This window comes from Paraburkholderia sp. SUR17 (assembly GCF_029536165.1).
Lineage (GTDB): Bacteria > Pseudomonadota > Gammaproteobacteria > Burkholderiales > Burkholderiaceae > Paraburkholderia > Paraburkholderia kururiensis.
In genome coordinates this window covers 2,586,910-2,604,194 of record NZ_CP120508.1, presented here as the reverse complement: position 1 = coordinate 2,604,194, position 17,285 = coordinate 2,586,910, and the positions used below count along the sequence as shown (strand labels likewise).

14 protein-coding genes and 1 pseudogene are annotated in these 17,285 nt (G+C 61.3%); 11 read left to right on the top strand and 4 right to left on the bottom strand.

The features are described from left to right. The first annotated feature begins 525 nt into the window (after positions 1-525). Both P2869_RS11360 and P2869_RS11355 read left to right on the top strand, forming a co-directional pair. Positions 526-786 (top strand): type II toxin-antitoxin system prevent-host-death family antitoxin, encoded by a 261-nt coding sequence (locus P2869_RS11360; RefSeq protein ID WP_042303648.1) that lies wholly within the window; start codon positions 526-528, stop codon positions 784-786. Next, on the top strand, positions 783-1,049 hold the full coding sequence (locus P2869_RS11355) for a Txe/YoeB family addiction module toxin (RefSeq protein WP_042303647.1): 267 nt from the start codon (positions 783-785) through the stop codon (positions 1,047-1,049). Before P2869_RS11360 ends, P2869_RS11355 begins: the two co-directional genes overlap by 4 nt. Before the next feature lie 190 nt (positions 1,050-1,239). Here the strand turns inward: P2869_RS11355 and P2869_RS11350 are convergent. The 3 genes and pseudogenes from P2869_RS11350 to P2869_RS11340 all read right to left on the bottom strand — a co-directional run. Further along, positions 1,240-1,605, bottom strand: a pseudogene (locus P2869_RS11350) (transposase); the annotation flags it as partial. 42 nt (positions 1,606-1,647) lie between these two features. Further along, the gene (locus tag P2869_RS11345; RefSeq protein WP_277596514.1) at positions 1,648-2,430 is read right to left on the bottom strand and encodes a GntR family transcriptional regulator; all 783 of its coding nucleotides are present in this window, start codon (positions 2,428-2,430) and stop codon (positions 1,648-1,650) included. Further along, positions 2,427-4,169: a glycerol-3-phosphate dehydrogenase/oxidase gene (locus tag P2869_RS11340; protein ID WP_277596513.1), complete on the bottom strand. Its 1,743-nt coding sequence runs from the start codon at positions 4,167-4,169 to the stop codon at positions 2,427-2,429. Before P2869_RS11340 ends, P2869_RS11345 begins: the two co-directional genes overlap by 4 nt. Positions 4,170-4,383: 214 nt before the next feature. On the opposite strand from P2869_RS11340, the gene P2869_RS11335 reads away from it, so the two are divergent. From P2869_RS11335 to P2869_RS11315, 5 genes are all read left to right on the top strand, one after another. After that, entirely contained in the window at positions 4,384-5,895 is a 1,512-nt protein-coding gene (locus tag P2869_RS11335; protein WP_277596512.1) for an FGGY-family carbohydrate kinase, read from the top strand. A gap of 87 nt (positions 5,896-5,982) precedes the next feature. Further along, positions 5,983-7,788, top strand: a complete 1,806-nt coding sequence (locus tag P2869_RS11330; RefSeq protein ID WP_346833727.1) for a thiamine pyrophosphate-binding protein — start codon at positions 5,983-5,985, stop codon at positions 7,786-7,788. 60 nt (positions 7,789-7,848) lie between these two features. Beyond that, complete coding sequence (locus P2869_RS11325; RefSeq protein WP_217997797.1) at positions 7,849-9,450, top strand: sugar ABC transporter ATP-binding protein; 1,602 nt, start codon at positions 7,849-7,851, stop codon at positions 9,448-9,450. Next, entirely contained in the window at positions 9,440-10,447 is a 1,008-nt protein-coding gene (locus P2869_RS11320) for an ABC transporter permease (protein ID WP_277596511.1), read from the top strand. Before P2869_RS11325 ends, P2869_RS11320 begins: the two co-directional genes overlap by 11 nt. A 61-nt stretch (positions 10,448-10,508) precedes the next feature. After that, a complete protein-coding gene (locus P2869_RS11315) occupies positions 10,509-11,546 on the top strand; it encodes a substrate-binding domain-containing protein (RefSeq protein ID WP_277596510.1) in 1,038 nt (345 codons plus the stop codon). A 344-nt stretch (positions 11,547-11,890) separates the two neighbouring features. Here P2869_RS11315 and P2869_RS11310 read toward each other — a convergent pair whose 3' ends face one another. Next, entirely contained in the window at positions 11,891-12,697 is an 807-nt protein-coding gene (locus P2869_RS11310; RefSeq protein WP_277596509.1) for an IS5 family transposase, read from the bottom strand. Positions 12,698-12,769: 72 nt separating this feature from the next. Here P2869_RS11310 and P2869_RS11305 point away from each other — a divergent pair, with 72 nt between their 5' ends. From P2869_RS11305 to P2869_RS11290, 4 genes are all read left to right on the top strand, one after another. Further along, entirely contained in the window at positions 12,770-13,216 is a 447-nt protein-coding gene (locus P2869_RS11305) for a hypothetical protein (RefSeq protein WP_277596508.1), read from the top strand. A 97-nt stretch (positions 13,217-13,313) separates the two neighbouring features. After that, on the top strand, positions 13,314-15,074 hold the full coding sequence (locus P2869_RS11300) for a ShlB/FhaC/HecB family hemolysin secretion/activation protein (protein WP_277596507.1): 1,761 nt from the start codon (positions 13,314-13,316) through the stop codon (positions 15,072-15,074). Between the two features lie 384 nt (positions 15,075-15,458). Next, positions 15,459-16,217: a glutathionylspermidine synthase family protein gene (locus tag P2869_RS11295; protein WP_277596506.1), complete on the top strand. Its 759-nt coding sequence runs from the start codon at positions 15,459-15,461 to the stop codon at positions 16,215-16,217. Further along, complete coding sequence (locus P2869_RS11290) at positions 16,187-16,633, top strand: glutathionylspermidine synthase family protein (RefSeq protein WP_277596505.1); 447 nt, start codon at positions 16,187-16,189, stop codon at positions 16,631-16,633. The genes P2869_RS11295 and P2869_RS11290 overlap by 31 nt, the downstream gene beginning before the upstream one ends. Positions 16,634-17,285: the final 652 nt, after the last annotated feature.

Genomic DNA, 17,285 nt, shown 5'->3' with positions numbered 1-17,285 from the left:
GAAGCGCTGGACGTTTTCGGCCAGCCGGCGGGCGCGGCTTCAACCACCGCGGAGCCCGACAGCGCACCGGCTGCTCTGTCGTGGTGGTACAGCTTACTTGCCCGATTTCGTGCGGACGGGCGTCGGCGACTGGTTGCGCTTTCAGGCGCGCTGGAACGGCAGGATCGAAGGGTTCATGGCTCAGTAGTTGGACCGCGCTTCGCTGGCCGCCTGGGCGACGCTCGTCGTCTCGCTCGGTTACGGTGCGCTACACGCTGCTTCCGGGCCACGACAAACTCGTGGTCAGCACCTGGCTCGGATCCCGTCGCGCGCGACGAAGGCGCGGACGCGGTTCAGACGGCTCCAGACGCCGTCGACGTGAGGTGCGGCGACGCAGCCGTCGGGGGCGCGTATCTGCGTACCCGGTTGACTCGCGTGGCGCAAGAAAAGAGTGACAGACCAACATGTACTATTATGTGTACATGTTGGCCCGGGCGTGGTAGAGTTGTACCTGTATCGGTACAGGTTAGCCATGAAGGAGGACGTATGCGCACCATCCCATTCACCGACGCCCGCGCCAATTTGAAGCGCGTCATTGACCAGGTTGTTGATGATGTGGACGTAACGCTCATTACCCGCCGCGACGCACCCAATGCGGTTGTCATGTCCCAGGAACATTACGATAGCTTGATGGAAACGGTCCATCTGCTGCGCTCCCCGGCAAACGTAGCTCATCTGGAGCGCTCTATCGCGCAGTCACGCGCGGGCAAGGTCAAGCCCCGCAAGTTGGTCGACGACAGCGAATGAGCGGCGCTTTGAACATCATGTGGACTGCCGAGGCCTGGGACGATTACGTCTACTGGCAGGGGCAGGACAAAAGGACGTTGAAGCGCATCAATCAACTCATCAAGGATATGCAGCGCTCCCCATTCGAAGGCATCGGCAAACCCGAGTCGCTGAAGGAAAACCTGACGGGTTTTTGGTCGCGCCGCATTGATGAAACGAATCGCTTGGTCTACGAAGTCGCGAGTACGCAAATCAATATCGTTTCGTGCCGGTACCACTACTGATAGACAGGAAAACGCCGTGCAAGTTACGCTCGACGGGGCCAAAGCAATTTACCGTAAGGCCATCGACGCGCGGGCGAGCGATGTGGAAGGCCTGACCTGGTGGAACCAAGTCGCGGACCAAATGCGTGGCGTGATCGCCGCACGAACTCTGGCCGACGCGGCAGCGATAATTGCTGGTGGCACCACGACTGGACACATGCACCGCAAGCAGTTGCCCAAATGTGTCCACCGCCATGTGTACCTTGCTGCCTTTTTTGCGCTTGTACCCGTCATAGCCTGCGCGTGGACCGCTCTCGCACGTCGACTGCAGCGTGCGGCCATCGAGGATGATTGCACTGGGCTGCCCCCGGCGGTCCTGAGCCACCCGGATAATGGAACGCAGGTCGTTGACCATCGCTTCGAAACAGCCTGCCTGAATCCAGTGCAAGGCGTTGAACATCTCGCGCAATTCGTAACGACGCTGAGGTGCATCCTGGTTCATCAATGTCAGGTACGGAGCGGCGAAGTACCACTCATCATCCGATATATCCGTTGGGTAAGGTCTGCGTTCTTTCATCCCGCCAGGGTACCAGGTCTGGCCGGAAGTTCATAACACCTTCTAGCGACGAATCTGGAAATGCAGCGAAGCCACGTCCGTGCGGCAAAGGGCTTGCCAGTACTCGATCGGCTGGCCGGAAGCAGAGTGCGCGCACGACTCAATCGCGATGAGCGGCGTTGACGTAGTCACTTCGAGCAACTGTGCATTCTCCGCTGTCGTCGTGACCGCTTCTATCCACCGGTCGGCGCTCTGGAAATGCAAACCGTACCGGCGACGCAGCACGTCGTACAGCGAGCGTGCTTGCAGCGGAACCTGATCGAGACCGGGCACGAGATGCTCGGGAATCGAAATCGTGACGAGCATATGAGGTATGCCTTCCACGCTCAGTACACGAGAGACTTCCACCACGCGCGACTCCGGACCGTCACCTGCCGGCAACTGCAGCAGTTCGCGCGCGCGCGCGCCTGGAAAGGTGCTGGCTTGCCGGAGAATACGGCGGTCTACTGCGCGATGCTTCTCGAACCATTCGTCCGAGAAGCCGATGATCGAGCCGACGAACTCCTGGCTCTCTCGACGTCCCGCCACGAAGGCTCCTTTACCCTGGCGCTTGTAAATCACATGCTCGTAGACCAGCTGATTCATCGCTTCCCGCACGACAGTACGCGATACGCTAAAGCGCTGACACAGATCGCTTTCTGAAGGCAGGGGTGCGTTGGCCGGCAGACGTTCGTCCTGGATCAGGCTGAGGATGGCGTGTTTGACTTGAGACCAGAGTGGCTCGCGAGGCGCCGTGGTGCCGGAGTCGTTGGCGGGCCGCGGCGTGGAGGCGACGTCGGATTTCATTGGAGCGGTGCAGTCGGTCGTGTGCGAAGCGCAGCAGCGTTGCCCGGTATCTTAACACCGTGACGTTCGCGCAACAGCGAGGCGGTTCGGGCGATTTCCGCCTCGGTCTGCTCGGCATCCCAGTTCATCTCACCAGCCATCCAGGCGGCGATTTCGCCAAGCGTCTCGAATGTGCAGTGGCCTTCCAGTGCGAGCAGCGTACGCCGCAGCACGATGTCGTCGAGATGCATTACGCGCCCGTGGCGAATGAGATGCAGCAGTTCCCCTTTCCAGTAGCCGCGCGCCGCGGGCGCCGGCGCACCGTCATATTGCGCGACCGATGCGAGCACGGCCTCGCACGCGCAACCGTAGCGCTCCCATAGCGTTCGCACCACTGAGCCTGCGAGGCCGTAATGCCTGGACCATGTGCTGAGACGCGCGTCGAGTGCCTCGGTGCTGTATGGCCAGTCTGCGCCGCCGCCGACAGGCAATGCGCCCGTACTGCGCAGGCGTTTGCGTTGCAGGCGCAGAAGGACCGTGTCGGCAATCTGCTCCGCGCATGCGCGGTAAGTGGTCCACTTGCCGCCAACGAGGGCCAGCACCGCGAACGGGCGCGACGCGTCCGGCTCGTAGGCATGCACACTGTGATCGCGGCTAATGGATCCCGTCACCTGCTCGTCGGCATGCGGAAGCGGGCGGATGCCCGCGTACTGAAAGACGATGTGCTCATGAGACGCGTCGATGTGCGGCATGATCGACTTGAGCGCGTCAAACAGATAGTCCACTTCGGCGGACGTGCAGCAGTTGTCGTCGGGATCTTGCGTGCTGATATCGGTTGTACCGAGCAACACGTTGTCGTTGCCGATACCGTACGCGAGGCAGATTCGATGATCCGGCGTTTCGAAGTAGATCATGCGCCCGGCAAGCTGTGTGGCGAGCGCCGCGTGCCGCAGAACGAGATGCGAGCCGCGCGTGCCGCCAATCAGGCCGCTTCGGATACCGAACCGATCGTTCACGCGATCTACCCACGGTCCGGCCGTATTCACGACGAGCTTCGCGCGCACCGTAAACGTCTGGTTACCCGCATGGTCTCGCAGGGTGATCACGCCGTCTTTCGCGCCTTCCAGCGAAAGATACGAAATGGCCAGCGCAGCGGGGCAATCCGCTTCAGCATCTTTGATCAGTTCGAGTGCCAGGCGTTCAGGATGCGAGAGACGCGCATCGTAAAACTGCGCGGCCATCCGCACAGACCGATCCATCGCAGGCATGAGGCGCTGGACGTCCTTGCGTCCGATCATCTTGTGACGCGGCGTAGCCTGGTTGCCGCGCCCAAACCAGTCATACACGAGGAGTCCGAGCTTCGTGACGAGCGAGCCCTTGGCGCCGGGTGCCCTTGTCCAGCCCAGCAGCCGCGCGGGCGCTTTAAGTAAGCCCGCCCAATGCTGACGCAGCGGCACCCACACGGCAAGCGGCTTGACGAGATGCGGCGCGTTGTGCAGCAGACGGTTACGTTCCACGACGGACTCGCGCACCAGTGCGAATTCACCGGTCTCGAGGTAACGCAGCCCGCCGTGCACAAGACGTGAAGGTGCGGCACTGGCGCCGCTGCAGAAGTCGGCCTGATCGATCAGCAGGGCCCCCACGCCTTGCGCGGCCAGATCGCGATACAGGCCAATGCCATTGATCCCCGCACCGACAATCAACACATCGACAGTGGGACTCGCTCGCAAAGTCGAAAGAACGGAAGCGCGGGATCTCATCAGGGTTCCTCTGGAGTCAAAGGTCGTAGGTGGATCAACCTGTAATTACAAATAGAAATTGGCCTTATGCTAGTTGTGGTCGAATCGGAGCGATACGCAGTGAAAACCCCTATATTTGTTGCACTGCGTTTTGATTGACTTGCAAAAGCAAGCATATAGAATCCACTGAACCGATAACTTGTAACGACAAGTTGAGCGGAAGGAGACACCAGCGATGACCCACTATCTTGTTGGCCTCGACGCCGGCAATACAATGACGAAGGCGGTCCTGTTCGATCTTCAGGGCCGGGAAATCGGAGCCGAAAGGCGTAGGAATCCGATACGTTTTTCAGCGCCGGGACACACCGAGCGAGATGCCGACAGAATGTGGCAGGACTCGGCCGAAGCGATCCGTGCGCTGCTCGAGAATGCGGGTGTTGCTGCGGCGGACATCGCAGCGGTCAGCACCTCGGGTTACGGCGCCGGCCTGTATCTCGTCGACGAACGCGGCAACCCCACGCGCCCCGGCATCATGTCGACCGATTCTCGCGCCCGTGATGTGATCGACGGGTGGGTTCGCGATCGCGTTGCTGCCAGCAGCGAGCAGCGCGTGCAGCAGCGCCTGTGGAGCGGTCAACCAGCGCCGCTGTTGAGCTGGATCGCGGCGTGCGAACCGGAGGTCGTTCGACGCACGCACCGCGTTCTGTTCTGTAAAGACTTCCTGCGCGGCAAACTCTGCAACACACTCGACACCGATCCGACCGATGCCGGCATCGCAGGTTTGAGTAATGTGGTACAGCAGCGTTACGAGCCCGAGTTCTTCGCTTCGCTCGGTATCGATTCGTGGTTCGACAAGCTGCCCGACATCGCGCCGAGCACAGCAATTGCAGGCAAGGTCACGGCGACCGCGGCGGGGCTGACCGGGCTGCTGGAGGGTACCCCCGTCGTGCGCGGGGTGGTAGATGTTGTTGCCGCCGCGCTCGCTTCAGGCGTGAAGGCGCCCAACCAGATGAGCGTGGTGGCGGGTACGTTCAGCATCAATTCGACCCTGCACGCGTCGCCGCGGCTCGATGGTCTGCCGTTGCTGCAAAGCCCCTATCCCATTGACGGGCTGTATCTTGCGACGGAGGGCTCCCCAACGTCGGCCAGCAATTTTGAGTGGTACTGCAAATCGGTGCTCGGACCGGTCGTCGCCGCAGCCGCGGAAGACTCGGGCCGCACGATCTACGAGTCGCTAAGCAGCCGCGTGCAAAGCGCCATGGAAAGGGCCAACAACATTCTCTTCATGCCGTTTCTGTTTGGTGGCCCGAACCGGGCGCCGGCGGGGTTTATCGGACTGGAAGCCGCGCACAGTTCAGTGGATATCGTTCGCGCCATCTTCGAAGGGATCGCATTTGCGCATCGTCTGGATATTGAAGCACTGCGCACGGGGCGAGATGTGGCACCCGTGGATTCGATTCGCCTGACGGGCGGCGCTGCACGCAGTGCGCCCTGGGCGCAGATTTTCGCGGATGTGCTCGGTCTGCCTGTTGAAATTACCGGGTGCAGCGAACTGGGTGCGCTCGGTGCGGTGATGGCCTCTGCTGTCGGCATCGGTGCATACGAAGGCTGGCACGACGCGATCGACAACATGGTTCATGTCACGCAGCGCGTGGTGCCGCGCCCCGACTGGCAGGATGTATACGAGAAAAAGTTCGAGCGTTTCAAGGCACATGTCAACGCGCTTGCCGCACTGAATCAACCGTAAGCCCCGCCGGGGCGATTTAAACCGACACCAGAATCGACAATCTTCTCGATTACCGATTCAGTTTTTATATTTTCAATAGGACTACATATGAAACACGTAGGTGATCTTCTTGCAAAAATGCTGCTGGACTACGGCGTTGAATATGTCTTCGGCATGCCGGGCGGCCAGACAACGGCGTTGCACGACGGCATTTCGCGGCTCTCGCCGGCCATCCAGCATATTCTCGTGCGCGACGAGCGCTCGGCGCCCTATGCGGCGGACGCTTACGCGCGTCTCACCGGCAAGCCTGGTGTGTGCGACGTTACGGTAGGTCCTGGCGCGACCAAGCTGCCCGATGGACTGGTGGAAGCCTATAACGCGTCGATTCCGATGATCGCCATCGTGGGTGAACTGCCGCTCGACTGGGTCACGCTGCGTCACAAAGGCGTGGCTTCGCAAGGCTTCGACCAGCAGGCGTTTTTTCATACTATTACCAAGGCCACGTTTACCGTGCCGAGCGTGGCGGCGCTGCCCGATGTTGTGCGTAGTGCATTTCGCATTGCCACGTCGCCGCGACCGGGGCCGGTGGTCATCATCGTTCCGCACGACGTGATGGACGCGCCCTATCCCGAGAATCTCGATGTGCCAGTCGAAGCGCGCTGTGTATATGCGCCGTCGGTTCGATACCGTCCGCCGCAGGAACACCTCGAAAGTGCCGCCGCGCTCATCGCACGCGCACGACGTCCCGCGATCATTGCCGGCGGTGGCGTGCATGGCTCGGACGCGTCCGATGCGCTCACTTCGCTGACCGACCTGCTGCAGCCGCTCGTCGTGACCAGTCTGTCGGGTAAGGGCGCGGTGCCGGAGTCGCGGCCGTATTGCGCGGGGGTGCTCAATCCGCTGGGTTCCGCGGCCGCCATCGAATTGATCAAGGAGGCCGATCTGCTGATCTGGTGCGGCAGTAAGGCGAGTCAGAATACGGCGATGAACTGGACCTTGCCGCTCGCCGGCCAGGCGACCATCACGATCGACGCCGATCCCGCCGAGCATGGACGCACGTTTGAGCCGACCGTGGCGCTCTGCGGTGACATTCGACTCACGATCGAGGATCTGCATGCGGCATTGCTTGATGCCGGGGCAACCGTGCAAGCGGACTGGCTCGATTTCGTCTCGACCCGCAAAGAGGCGCATGAAAGCCGGTTGCTGGTCGAATCCATCACGGACACGTTGCCACTCAAACCGCAGCGCGTGATGCACGAAATCCGCAAACGTCTAACGTCGGCAGATGTCGTGATCAGCGACGCGAGCTGGTCTGCCGGCTGGATCGCGCAATACATCCCGGCGGAAGCAAACGGCCGGCAGTTTCTGTACGCGCGTGGGCAGGGCGGTCTCGGTTATTCCATTCCCGCCGCGATCGGCGCAGGTGCAGTGCAACGTTCGCGGGGCGGTTATGTCGTCACGGTTGCAGGCGACGGCGGTCATTCGTTCTCCGTCGGCGAACTCGCAACGCTTGCGCAAAACAGGCTCAAGGTGGTGAACGTTGTTCTTAACAACGGCACGCTGGGATGGTTGCAGATGTGGCAGGAACTATTCTTCTCCGGGTTGCGGCAGTCGGTCGATCTTTCTTTTGGCGGCAAGCCTGATTTCTCGGCGGCAGCCAGCGCCATGGGGCTGCTTGGCCTGAAGGTGCAAGAGGCGTCCGAGCTGGCCGATGCATTCGACGCAGCGTTTTCCTTCGATGGCCCAAGCGTGATCGAAGTGCTCGTAGATCCCCGTGCTACGCCCATTCACAGTTTCAGCCGGCGTCTTGCCGATACCAGTGGAAAAGTGTCGGCACGGCCTGGCACCGTGTACGAGCTTCGGCAATGGCGCACCGCGGCCCATCTGCATCAGCCGGAAGAGACGCTGGCGTAGCCGCCATGTACGACAGGCGCAACCGATGCGCCACGATTCCCGAAACCAGTGGAGCTTTCTATGGCTGCAGAACACGCCGTGATGTCGTACGCGGCTGCACCGCCTGACGCGTCCGGTCCCATGCTTGCATCAAACGTCGCTGCCGCGAGTCGGGCAGATACGATGGCAATCGAGTGCCGTGGCGTATCGAAGGCCTACGACGGTATTCCGGTGCTGCGTGATATCACTGCCTCGTTTCCGGCCGGCGCGGTCACCGTGCTGGCCGGCGAGAACGGCGCTGGCAAGTCGACATTGTTCCGTATCCTGACCGGACAAATTGCACCGGACGCCGGCGATGTTCGTATCGCCGGCCAGCAGATCACGAATTTCAGTCCGCTGCACGCCCGCTCGGCCGGCATTTCGATCATTCCGCAGGAGTTGCTACCGATCCCGGATATGCTGGTGTACGAAAATCTCCTTATCGGGCAGGAGATCCGGGATCGCTACGGATTCCTGAATCGTCGTCAGATGGTCCGGCAGGCCGAGAACATGCTCGCGGCCGTGGGGCTCGATGTCGACCCGCGCATGCCGATGCGGCGCCTGAACATCGCCGCCACCCAGCTTGTCGAGATCATCAAGGCGACCTCGCGCAACGCGCGCATCGTGTTGATGGACGAGCCTACGTCGTCGCTCTCGTCGCGCGAAACCGACCATCTGTTTCGCGTCATCGATCAATTGCGGCGCAAGAACGCCTGCATCCTCTATACGACGCACCGCATGGAGGAGATCGCCATCGTGGCGGATTACGTGGCTGTACTGCGCGATGGCCAACTGATTACGCAGCAGCCGGCGGGCCAGATTTCCGAGCCGCAGATCGTTGCAGCCATGGTGGGGCGTGAAATCAGCAACCTGTTTCCCGATCTGCAAGGCGTTCCGACCGGTGCCCGCGCGCGTCTCAAAGTCGAAGGGCTGCGTGTGGCGGGCTACGACGTACCGAACAGCTTCTCGCTGGCCGAAGGCGAGATTCTCGGCCTCGGTGGGCTCGTGGGGGCGGGCAGAAGCGAACTGCTCGAGGCGATCTTCGGGTTGCGTGCTTCGAGTGGATCGGTCGAACTCGATGGCGTTCGACTGCCGCGCAACAAGGTGAGCGCAGCGCTCGACGGCGGTATCGCCATGGTGCCGGAGGACCGCAAGCTTGCGGGCGTCGTGGTCGAAATGAACGTGCTCGACAACACGACGCTGCCGCATATCGGCGCGTTCAGGAATTCGCTGGGGTTGCTCAAACGCCGCTCACGAAGGCGTGCCGCGCTGGACGCGCTGAAGACCGCCGGCGTGCGGTATTCGAATCTCAAGCAGAAGGTCAATCATCTGTCGGGCGGCAATCAGCAGAAAATCGCGCTTGCCCGCTGGTTGATCGCGAAGCGACCAAAGGTGCTGATACTCGACGAACCGACGCGCGGCATCGACGTTTCCGCGCGCAGCGATCTCTATAACCAGATCATCGAACTTGCGAAGAGCGGCGTGAGCATTCTGCTCGCGTCGTCCGACATGCCCGAGTTGCTGAACCTTAGCCACAGGGTGTTGGTATTTCGAGGTGGGCGGATCGTAGGCGAACTGCCGAGGCACCAACTGGATCAGGAAACCATTCTTCGCCTCGCAATGGGAGCGGCTGATGAACACTGAAAACGGAACGTTGCAGCTTGATAATCTCACGGCACTTCAACGGGTAAGAGGTCTCGTTGGCGGCTGGCGGCAGATGCTTGTGCGCTATCTGCTCGTCGTCATCATGCTGGTCTTCATGGCGGGCATTTCGCTGTCGAATAGCGAATTCCTGACGTTCTCCAACATGGGCGTGATTCTGTCCCAGGTATCGACCAACGCGTTGCTGGCAACCGGTGCCACGTTCGTCATTCTGACGGGCGGGATCGATCTCTCTGTGGGCAGCATAGTCGGGTTGACCGGGGTGATCGCTGCCTTGATCGCGCAGCAGGACGGCACCGGCTTCACGGTGGCAGCCGTGGCGGCGGCGCTCGCAGCGGGCGCGGCGATCGGTGCAGTGAACGGCATTCTGATCGCATTCGGACGGCTTCCCGCATTCGTCACCACGCTCGGCACGATGACCGTGATGCTTGGCGTCGCCTCGGTATTGAGCGACGGCCAACCGATCTCTGGCCTGTCGACCAGCTTCCTCGCGTTGTCGGGGAGCGTGGGCATTCTGCAAACTTCCGTGCTCGTGATGATCGTCGTCATCGTCGGCTCGCACGTCGTGCTCTCGCGAACGCAGTTCGGCATGCATGTCTATGCGGTGGGCGGCAACGCGCAGGCCGCGCGCGTTGCGGGCGTGAAGGTGCGTGTCGTGCAGGCGAGCGTGTATGCCGTCAGCGGACTGCTGGCGGCCTTGAGCGGCGTGCTGCTCGCTTCACGCGTAACGGCCGGCATTCCGACCACGGGCGCCGGTTACGAACTGAATGCCATTGCCGCGGCCGTGATTGGGGGCATCAGTCTTTCGGGCGGTCGCGGGTCGATCAAGGGCGCATGTTTCGGCATTCTGATCATCGGTGTGATGGACAACGGTCTGAACATCATGAACGTATCACCGTTCTATCAGAACATTGTGAAGGGCTGCATCATCATTTGTGCCGTTTTCATTGACGTGATCGTCAACCGGAAGTCTTCGTAGTGGCGGCGGATGTGGCCGGTATCTACCCGGTCGATATACCTGATAAATAATGGAGGCAGACATGAAGTTGAAGAAAACGGTTGCGTTGCGAAAATGTGTTGGGCTCCTCGGGGCGTCTACATTGGCGCTCGCGTCGTTCGGCGCGCACGCTGACAAGAACAGGCCGGTGATCGGCTTCGCGATTTATGGCATGCCGTCATGGGTGGCATGGGGCAAACAGGGTGCAGAAAAAGTTGCCGCGGCTAACAATGTCGATTTGCTGTGGGTGAGCGCCAATATGGATGTCAACACGCAGATTTCGCAGATTCAGCAGTTCATCAACCGCAAGGTCGATCTCATCATCGTGGGGGCGGTGAACTCCGCCACCCTCGCGCCGCAATTCGAGGCGGCGAAGAAGGCAGGCGTGCCGGTGGTGGGCGTAAATATGGCGATCCGCGCGCCGAGCGACGCATTGCTCGCCTCCTATGTGGGTCCCGACGACGTGGGAGCAGGGGCCCAGGTCGCGAACCAGGTGATTACGAAACTTGGCGGCAAAGGGAATGTGGTGATCCTGCAAGGGCCGATCGGGCAGTCCGCTGAAGTGGATCGCACGGCGGGCATCAAGCAGGCGCTTGCGAAGGCACCCGGCATCAAGGTGCTCGCGTGGCAACCCGGTAAATGGGACCGCACGCTGTCGTATAACGTGACGCAGGACTGGCTCTCGCGCTTCGGCAGTCAGGTGAACGGCATCATTGCGGAAAACGACGACATGGCGATAGGCGCTGTACAGGCGCTCAAGGCGAAGGGATTGGAGGGCAAGATCGTCGTGGCAGGCATTGACGGCATCAAGGACGGAATGCGCGAAGTGCAGGCCGGAACGATGGTCGGCACGAGTTTGCAAAACGCCGCACTGGAAATGGGCGAGGCTGTGCAGGTCTCGGTGGATTATCTGCAAGGGCGCCCCTATCCCAGGAAAGCCTTGCTGCACATGATTCCCGTCGACAAGGTCAACGTGGCCGGCTATTACGATCAGTTGTACACGAATCCCGGCGCCTTTCTGGACCGGCTGCCGGATCTTGTCAAAGCCAATCTGAAGAGCGGGGATCTGACGGCGCAGTAGGCGCCAGCACAGAGCCACTGTATTGGCGCGCGGGCCGTCATGGATTCGCAAGTGAGACTAGCGCAATTTCCGTCCCGATCCTGGTTGTAGAACTCGGGCCCTTCGGGACGGAACGAACGAGTTCGATCCGCGCACTGGCGGGCGAATTCCGCGGGGTGTCATGCATTGCAGCGCGGAATGGAGATGCGCCCGAGGTAGTTTCACGCCAGAGGATCAAGTTCACCCCTCTTTTATGTTAATTCGATTTGCATTCCTTAGCAGAAGTGCATAATGCCCCATAGAGGAGCGGAGGTGCTAATGCTCAGGCGCCAGTTGCGAACGTGAGCGTGTATGACTAGACCGTGTTAGGCACTTTTCGTCAGGTTTGCGAAATGAACGAGCATCAGAACGGAAAGGATAACGAAATGAAGCCTCGCCAGTGTCTCGGGCAGGCGCTCGTAATTTCGCGTGAGCCGGCGAAAGCGGTTCAGCCAGCCGAAGCTGCGCTCCCCCACCCAACGGCGTGGCAACAGTACGAAGCTTTTTTTCGTCTCGGCCAGCCTGATCACGTGCAGCTCAATGCCTTCATCAAGCGCCGCCTGCGCGGGTTCCTCGCCCGTATATCCCTGATCGGCGAACGCCACCTTTACCGTCTGGCCCGTGGCTCGCTGGACCTGACGTGCGAGTTCCCTGACCTGCGCTCGCTCCTGCTCGTTTGCTGGCGTCACATGCACCGCAAGCAACTGCCCCAGGGTATCGACCGCCATATGCACCTTGCTGCCTTTCTTGCGCTTATAGCCGTCGTAACCGGCACGAGGCCCACTCTCACAGGTCGACTGCAGCGCACGCCCGTCGAGAATGACCGCGCTGGGCTGGCCCTTGCGGCCCTGCGCGACCCGGCTGATCGAACGCAGATCGCTCACCATGGCCTCGAAGCAGCCCGCCTGAATCCAGCGTTGAGTCTGTTGATAGACCAGTTCCCACGGCGGGAATTCATGCGGCAGAAGACGCCACGGCGCGCCCGCGCGCACGATCCAGCGCAACGCGTTGAACATTTCGCGCAATTCGTATCGGCGCTGCGGCGCGTCTTTGCTCATCAACGTCAGGTATGGTGCGGCGAAGTGCCATTCTTCGTCCGATACGTCCGTCGGGTAGGGCTTGCGTTTGCTCATCCCGCCAGGTTACCAGGTCTGACGAAAAGTGCCTAACACGGTCTAATGGCCGAACGACAAGGGAGATTCGATATGGCACAAAATGAACGGTTTGTATCTGTGTCGGGTCAAGAACTTGCCGATATGAAGCGCCTTTTGCTTCCGGACGGCACGTTGAACAGTGCCGATGCGATCGATCGCTCTTGGGTAATCGGTCAAATCGACGATAAGTCTTTGTTCAATAAGGATGCGCAAAATCTCGCGCAGGCCTTTCGAGAGCAAAACGCTAAGTTTTTCCTTGTGGCCCGCGTACCCGATTTACTCTCTTCTCGCGATTGCATTACAGCCTATCGATTCGGGGCAACCAAAGAGGAAATAGAAACGTTTCAAGGCCCAGACTGGTTCGAAGCCAACCTGGAAGACTGTTTGCTCTTTTGTTTGCCAATATCATGCGCTGTATTGAGACCCGGGGAGGTCGACAAAACAGAATTTGCCGGCAGTGCAAAATTTGTTGAGAGAGCGACTTTGGGAAAAGGCTAGGCATCTCGATTTTCAATCGAGCCAGTCTGTTAGTCAGCGGGTCGCGTATGTCGCCCGAACATCCGCGCTCACGCGCAAGTCTGCGGAAACAAGAACAATGCAACGCAAACGGGGTGTCGCCATCGTGCCGGCGACAATGCTGGCTGTTGCCATGAACACCATGGCGCAGTCGTCACGAACGCCGCCTGACGTCGCCAACGCGGCGCGCAGCTCGGCCCAGCAACAGCAGCTCATCGAACAGCAGCGCGAGGCCCAGCAGCGCGAGCGCACGGTCAACGCGCCCGCCGTGCGCTCCACCGCGCCGGCCGCCGGCGCGTGGCCCGATCTGCCGAAGGAAGAGCCGTGCTTCCGCATCGAGTCCTTCGCGCTCGATGTGCCCGCCACGCTCCCTGACGCCGTGCGTGCGCAGGGCGCCTCGGCACTGCCGATGGACCGCTTCGCCTTTGCACGCGAATGGCTGGAACACTACAAAGGCGAGTGCATCGGCAAACAGGGCGTCGAACTAATCGTGAAGGGCCTGTCGCAGCTGATCCTCAGCCGTGGCTACGTCACCACGCGCGTACTGGTGCCCGAACAGGATCTGTCGACCGGCACGCTGCGCCTCTCGCTCGTACCCGGCGTGATCCGCGAACTGCGCTTCGCCGATCCGGCAACGCGCTGCACGTGGAAGTCTGCGTTCCCGGCGCGCGGCGGCGACCTGCTCAACCTGCGCGACCTTGAACAGGGTCTTGAGCAGATGAAGCGCGTACCCAGCCAGGACGTCGACATGCAGGTCGAGCCCACGAACGTGCCCGGCGAGAGCGACGTGGTCATCAGCGTGAAGCGCGCGAAGCCGTGGATGGTGGTCGCTTCCGTCGACAACTCTGGCACGCGGGCCACGGGCAAGCTCCAGGGCAACCTGTCGCTTGGCATCGACAACCCGCTCGGACTGAACGACCTGTTCAACATCGGCGCGAGCCAGGACCTGGAGTTCGGTGACAAACGCTTCGGCTCCCACGGCTTCAACAGCTTCTACTCGGTACCATGGGGCTACTGGACCGCGACGGTCTCGGGTAACACGAACACGTACTACCAGCCCATCGCGGGCGTGAACCAGACCTTCGTGTCGAGCGGCAACGCGCAGACGCTTGGCCTGAAGCTCCAGCGCGTGTTACGGCGCAGCCAGAACGACGTGTTCGGCGTGGAGTTCCAGCTGACGAAGCGCTGGGGCGCGAACTTCATCGACGACACCGAGATTCCCTCGCAGCGCCGCGACAACACGTTTATCGAGGCGGGCGTCACGGACCGGCACTACTTCGGCGCCGCGCAGTTCGACGGCACGCTCGCGTACCGGCAGGGCATCGGCTGGCTCGGCGCGACGCCGGATACGTCAAACGACGGCGGTCCGACGTACTGTTTTCACATGGCGGTGCTCGACGCAAACCTCTCGGTGCCGTTCTCGGTGGCAGGCCAGAACCTGCGCTATGTGACGACGCTGCACGGTCAGTTCACGAACAACACGCTGTTCTATATCGACGACCTGACCATCGGCAGCCGCTACACGGTCCGTGGCTTCGACGGCGAGACGATGCTTGCTGCGGAGCGCGGCTTCTACTGGCGTAACGAGATGCAGGCGCCCATCGGGCAGACGGGGCAGAGCGTCTATGCGGGCTTCGACTACGGCCACGTGTATGGCCCCGGCACGGCGTTTCTCGCCGGCACGCAGCTGGCCGGCGCGGTGATCGGCGTCCGTGGCGCGTTGCCGACGCGCTTCGGCACGTATGCCTGGGACCTGTTCGCCGGCACGCCGGTGTACAAGCCGGCGCGGTTCGACACAGCGCGCGTGACGTTGGGATTCCAGTTGACGGGCCAGTTCTGATTCAGCGGGAACTGAACGCATGGAGTAAAGACTTCGCGCGGTTCAGTGCGCAGGTGTCACGACAGCAATGGAATGGAAGCGCCACACATATGGCAGACAGCATGGCTCAAGCCCACGGGAAAAAAGCGAACGCCTTCCGGGTATCAGTAGCGGTTTTCTGGCGCCGGAGCGTGGCAATCACGAGTGATTGCATCGTGCTCGGAGTTGCCGCTCTGTCGCCAGCAGCGAGGCTAAGGTCGCTGCCGTAGTCATGGATGCACGCGACAACGAATATGTGAATGAGGGCGATTCTTCGGCGCTTGAGAAGCGCCGCACGACGCCGGCGAACTAGCGATATGCGGTCCCGGCAAAAAGGTGCGATGCCGCAACAACAAAAGAAGATCCATGCAACGTATTCCACAGATTCCCCGTGCCGACTGGCCGCAGAGACTGGAAGACATCGGCTTCCGGTTCCACTCCATCGACGGGCAGGGCGTCAGCCAGACTCCTGATCCCGATGCCTTTCCCTACTGGGTGGAGAACGCGGCCTATGCGTTCTCCGAGAACGAGATCGAGACGCTGTGGGCGGACACGCGCGAACTGCACGCGCGCTGCCTCGATGCCGTGGATCACGTCATCCGGAACAACCTCTTTCGCCGGCTGGCGATTCCCGATGGGTTCGATCGGTTCATCCGCGCATCTTGGGAACGGCGCGACCCTTCGCTCTACGGACGCTTTGACCTCACGCTCGATGCTGGTGGCGTGCCAAAGCTCTACGAGTACAACGCTGACACGCCGACATCGCTCATCGAATCGAGCCTCGCGCAGTGGTTCTGGAAGACGGAGGTGCAGCCCGGACATGATCAGTTCAACAGCATTCACGAAGCGCTTGTCGAGCGCTGGGCCGAGCTCCGCCGGCATTATCCGGCGGTGAGCACGCTGCACTTCGCCTGCATCTTCGAGAGCCTCGAAGACGTGGGCAACGTCGAATACCTGATGGATACGGCGGTACAGGCCGGCTGGGCCGTCAAGATTCTCGACGTGTCACGCATTGGCGTCGACCGGGTAGACCAGTTCTATGACGAAGAAGACCAGCCGATCGAGCTGATATTCAAGCTGTACCCGTGGGAGTGGTGCTGCGCGAGCGTTTCGGCCAGAGCCTGATTGCCAGTCCGACGCGATGGGTCGAGCCGCCGTGGAAGATGGTCCTGTCGAACAAGGCGATCCTCGCCGTGCTGTGGGAACTGTTCCCCGATCATCCGAACCTGCTGCCGGCGTCGTTCTCGCCGGATGCGTTCGAGGGACGGCCGCATGCGAAAAAGCCGTTCTATTCGCGCGAGGGTGCGAACGTCTCGCTTGTACTCGACGGCGGCGCCACCTTGACGACCGATGGACGGTACGGCGAAGAGGGATTCGTGTATCAGGCATTCGCGCCACTTCCACAGTTTGGGGATCGCTATGCAACGCTCGGCTCATGGGTGGTCGGCGACGACGCAGTAGGTCTTTGCATCCGCGAGGAGCTTCAGCCGATCACGAAGAACACCAGCTACTTCCTGCCGCACTATTTCATCAGGAACTGAATCATGAGAAAGCAGAAGCGTCCTTCCCTCAGCCTGATCGGCGCTGCAAGCGTTCTCGCGGGAGTGAGCGTGGTGGCCGGGTGCGGGAACGACGAGCAGGTGGACGTCCAGCGGGCCAGCTACCGGTCGCTTGCTGACTGCCAGGCAGACTGGCCGCGCGCGGGCGACTGCACGTATGCGGCTGACGGGGCACAGGGAACCTCCGGTGCGAGCCAGACGGGTTCGTCCGGTTCTGCCCATGGATCGGGAGGCGGGGGAGGATGGCACGGCCCTTACTACACGCGAAGTGGCACGGTGTATCACCGCGACGGCGCGGAGTCGTCCGGGTCTGTCCACCCCGACCATGCAGCCGGATTCACGCGCACCTCAATGTCTGAAGGCGCACTTTCCGGACATGGAGCTGGTGGTATTTCGCGCGGCGGCTTTGGTGAGTCCGGGCATGCGGGCGGAGGCGAGGGCGGGCACGGTGGTTAGGTTACGCGTCTCCTGCCCGCTGTGTAGTCGACCGGCAGGCACAGGGCCATTGGCGTCGGCAATCACTGATGATCGGAGCCCTGGGATGAGTCACGTGGCGAAAGAGACGGCCGTGCGTGTCAGCCAGCTCGCGAAGCCTGCGAGGTATATGCCCTTGGCGCAGCAATGGGAGGGTATC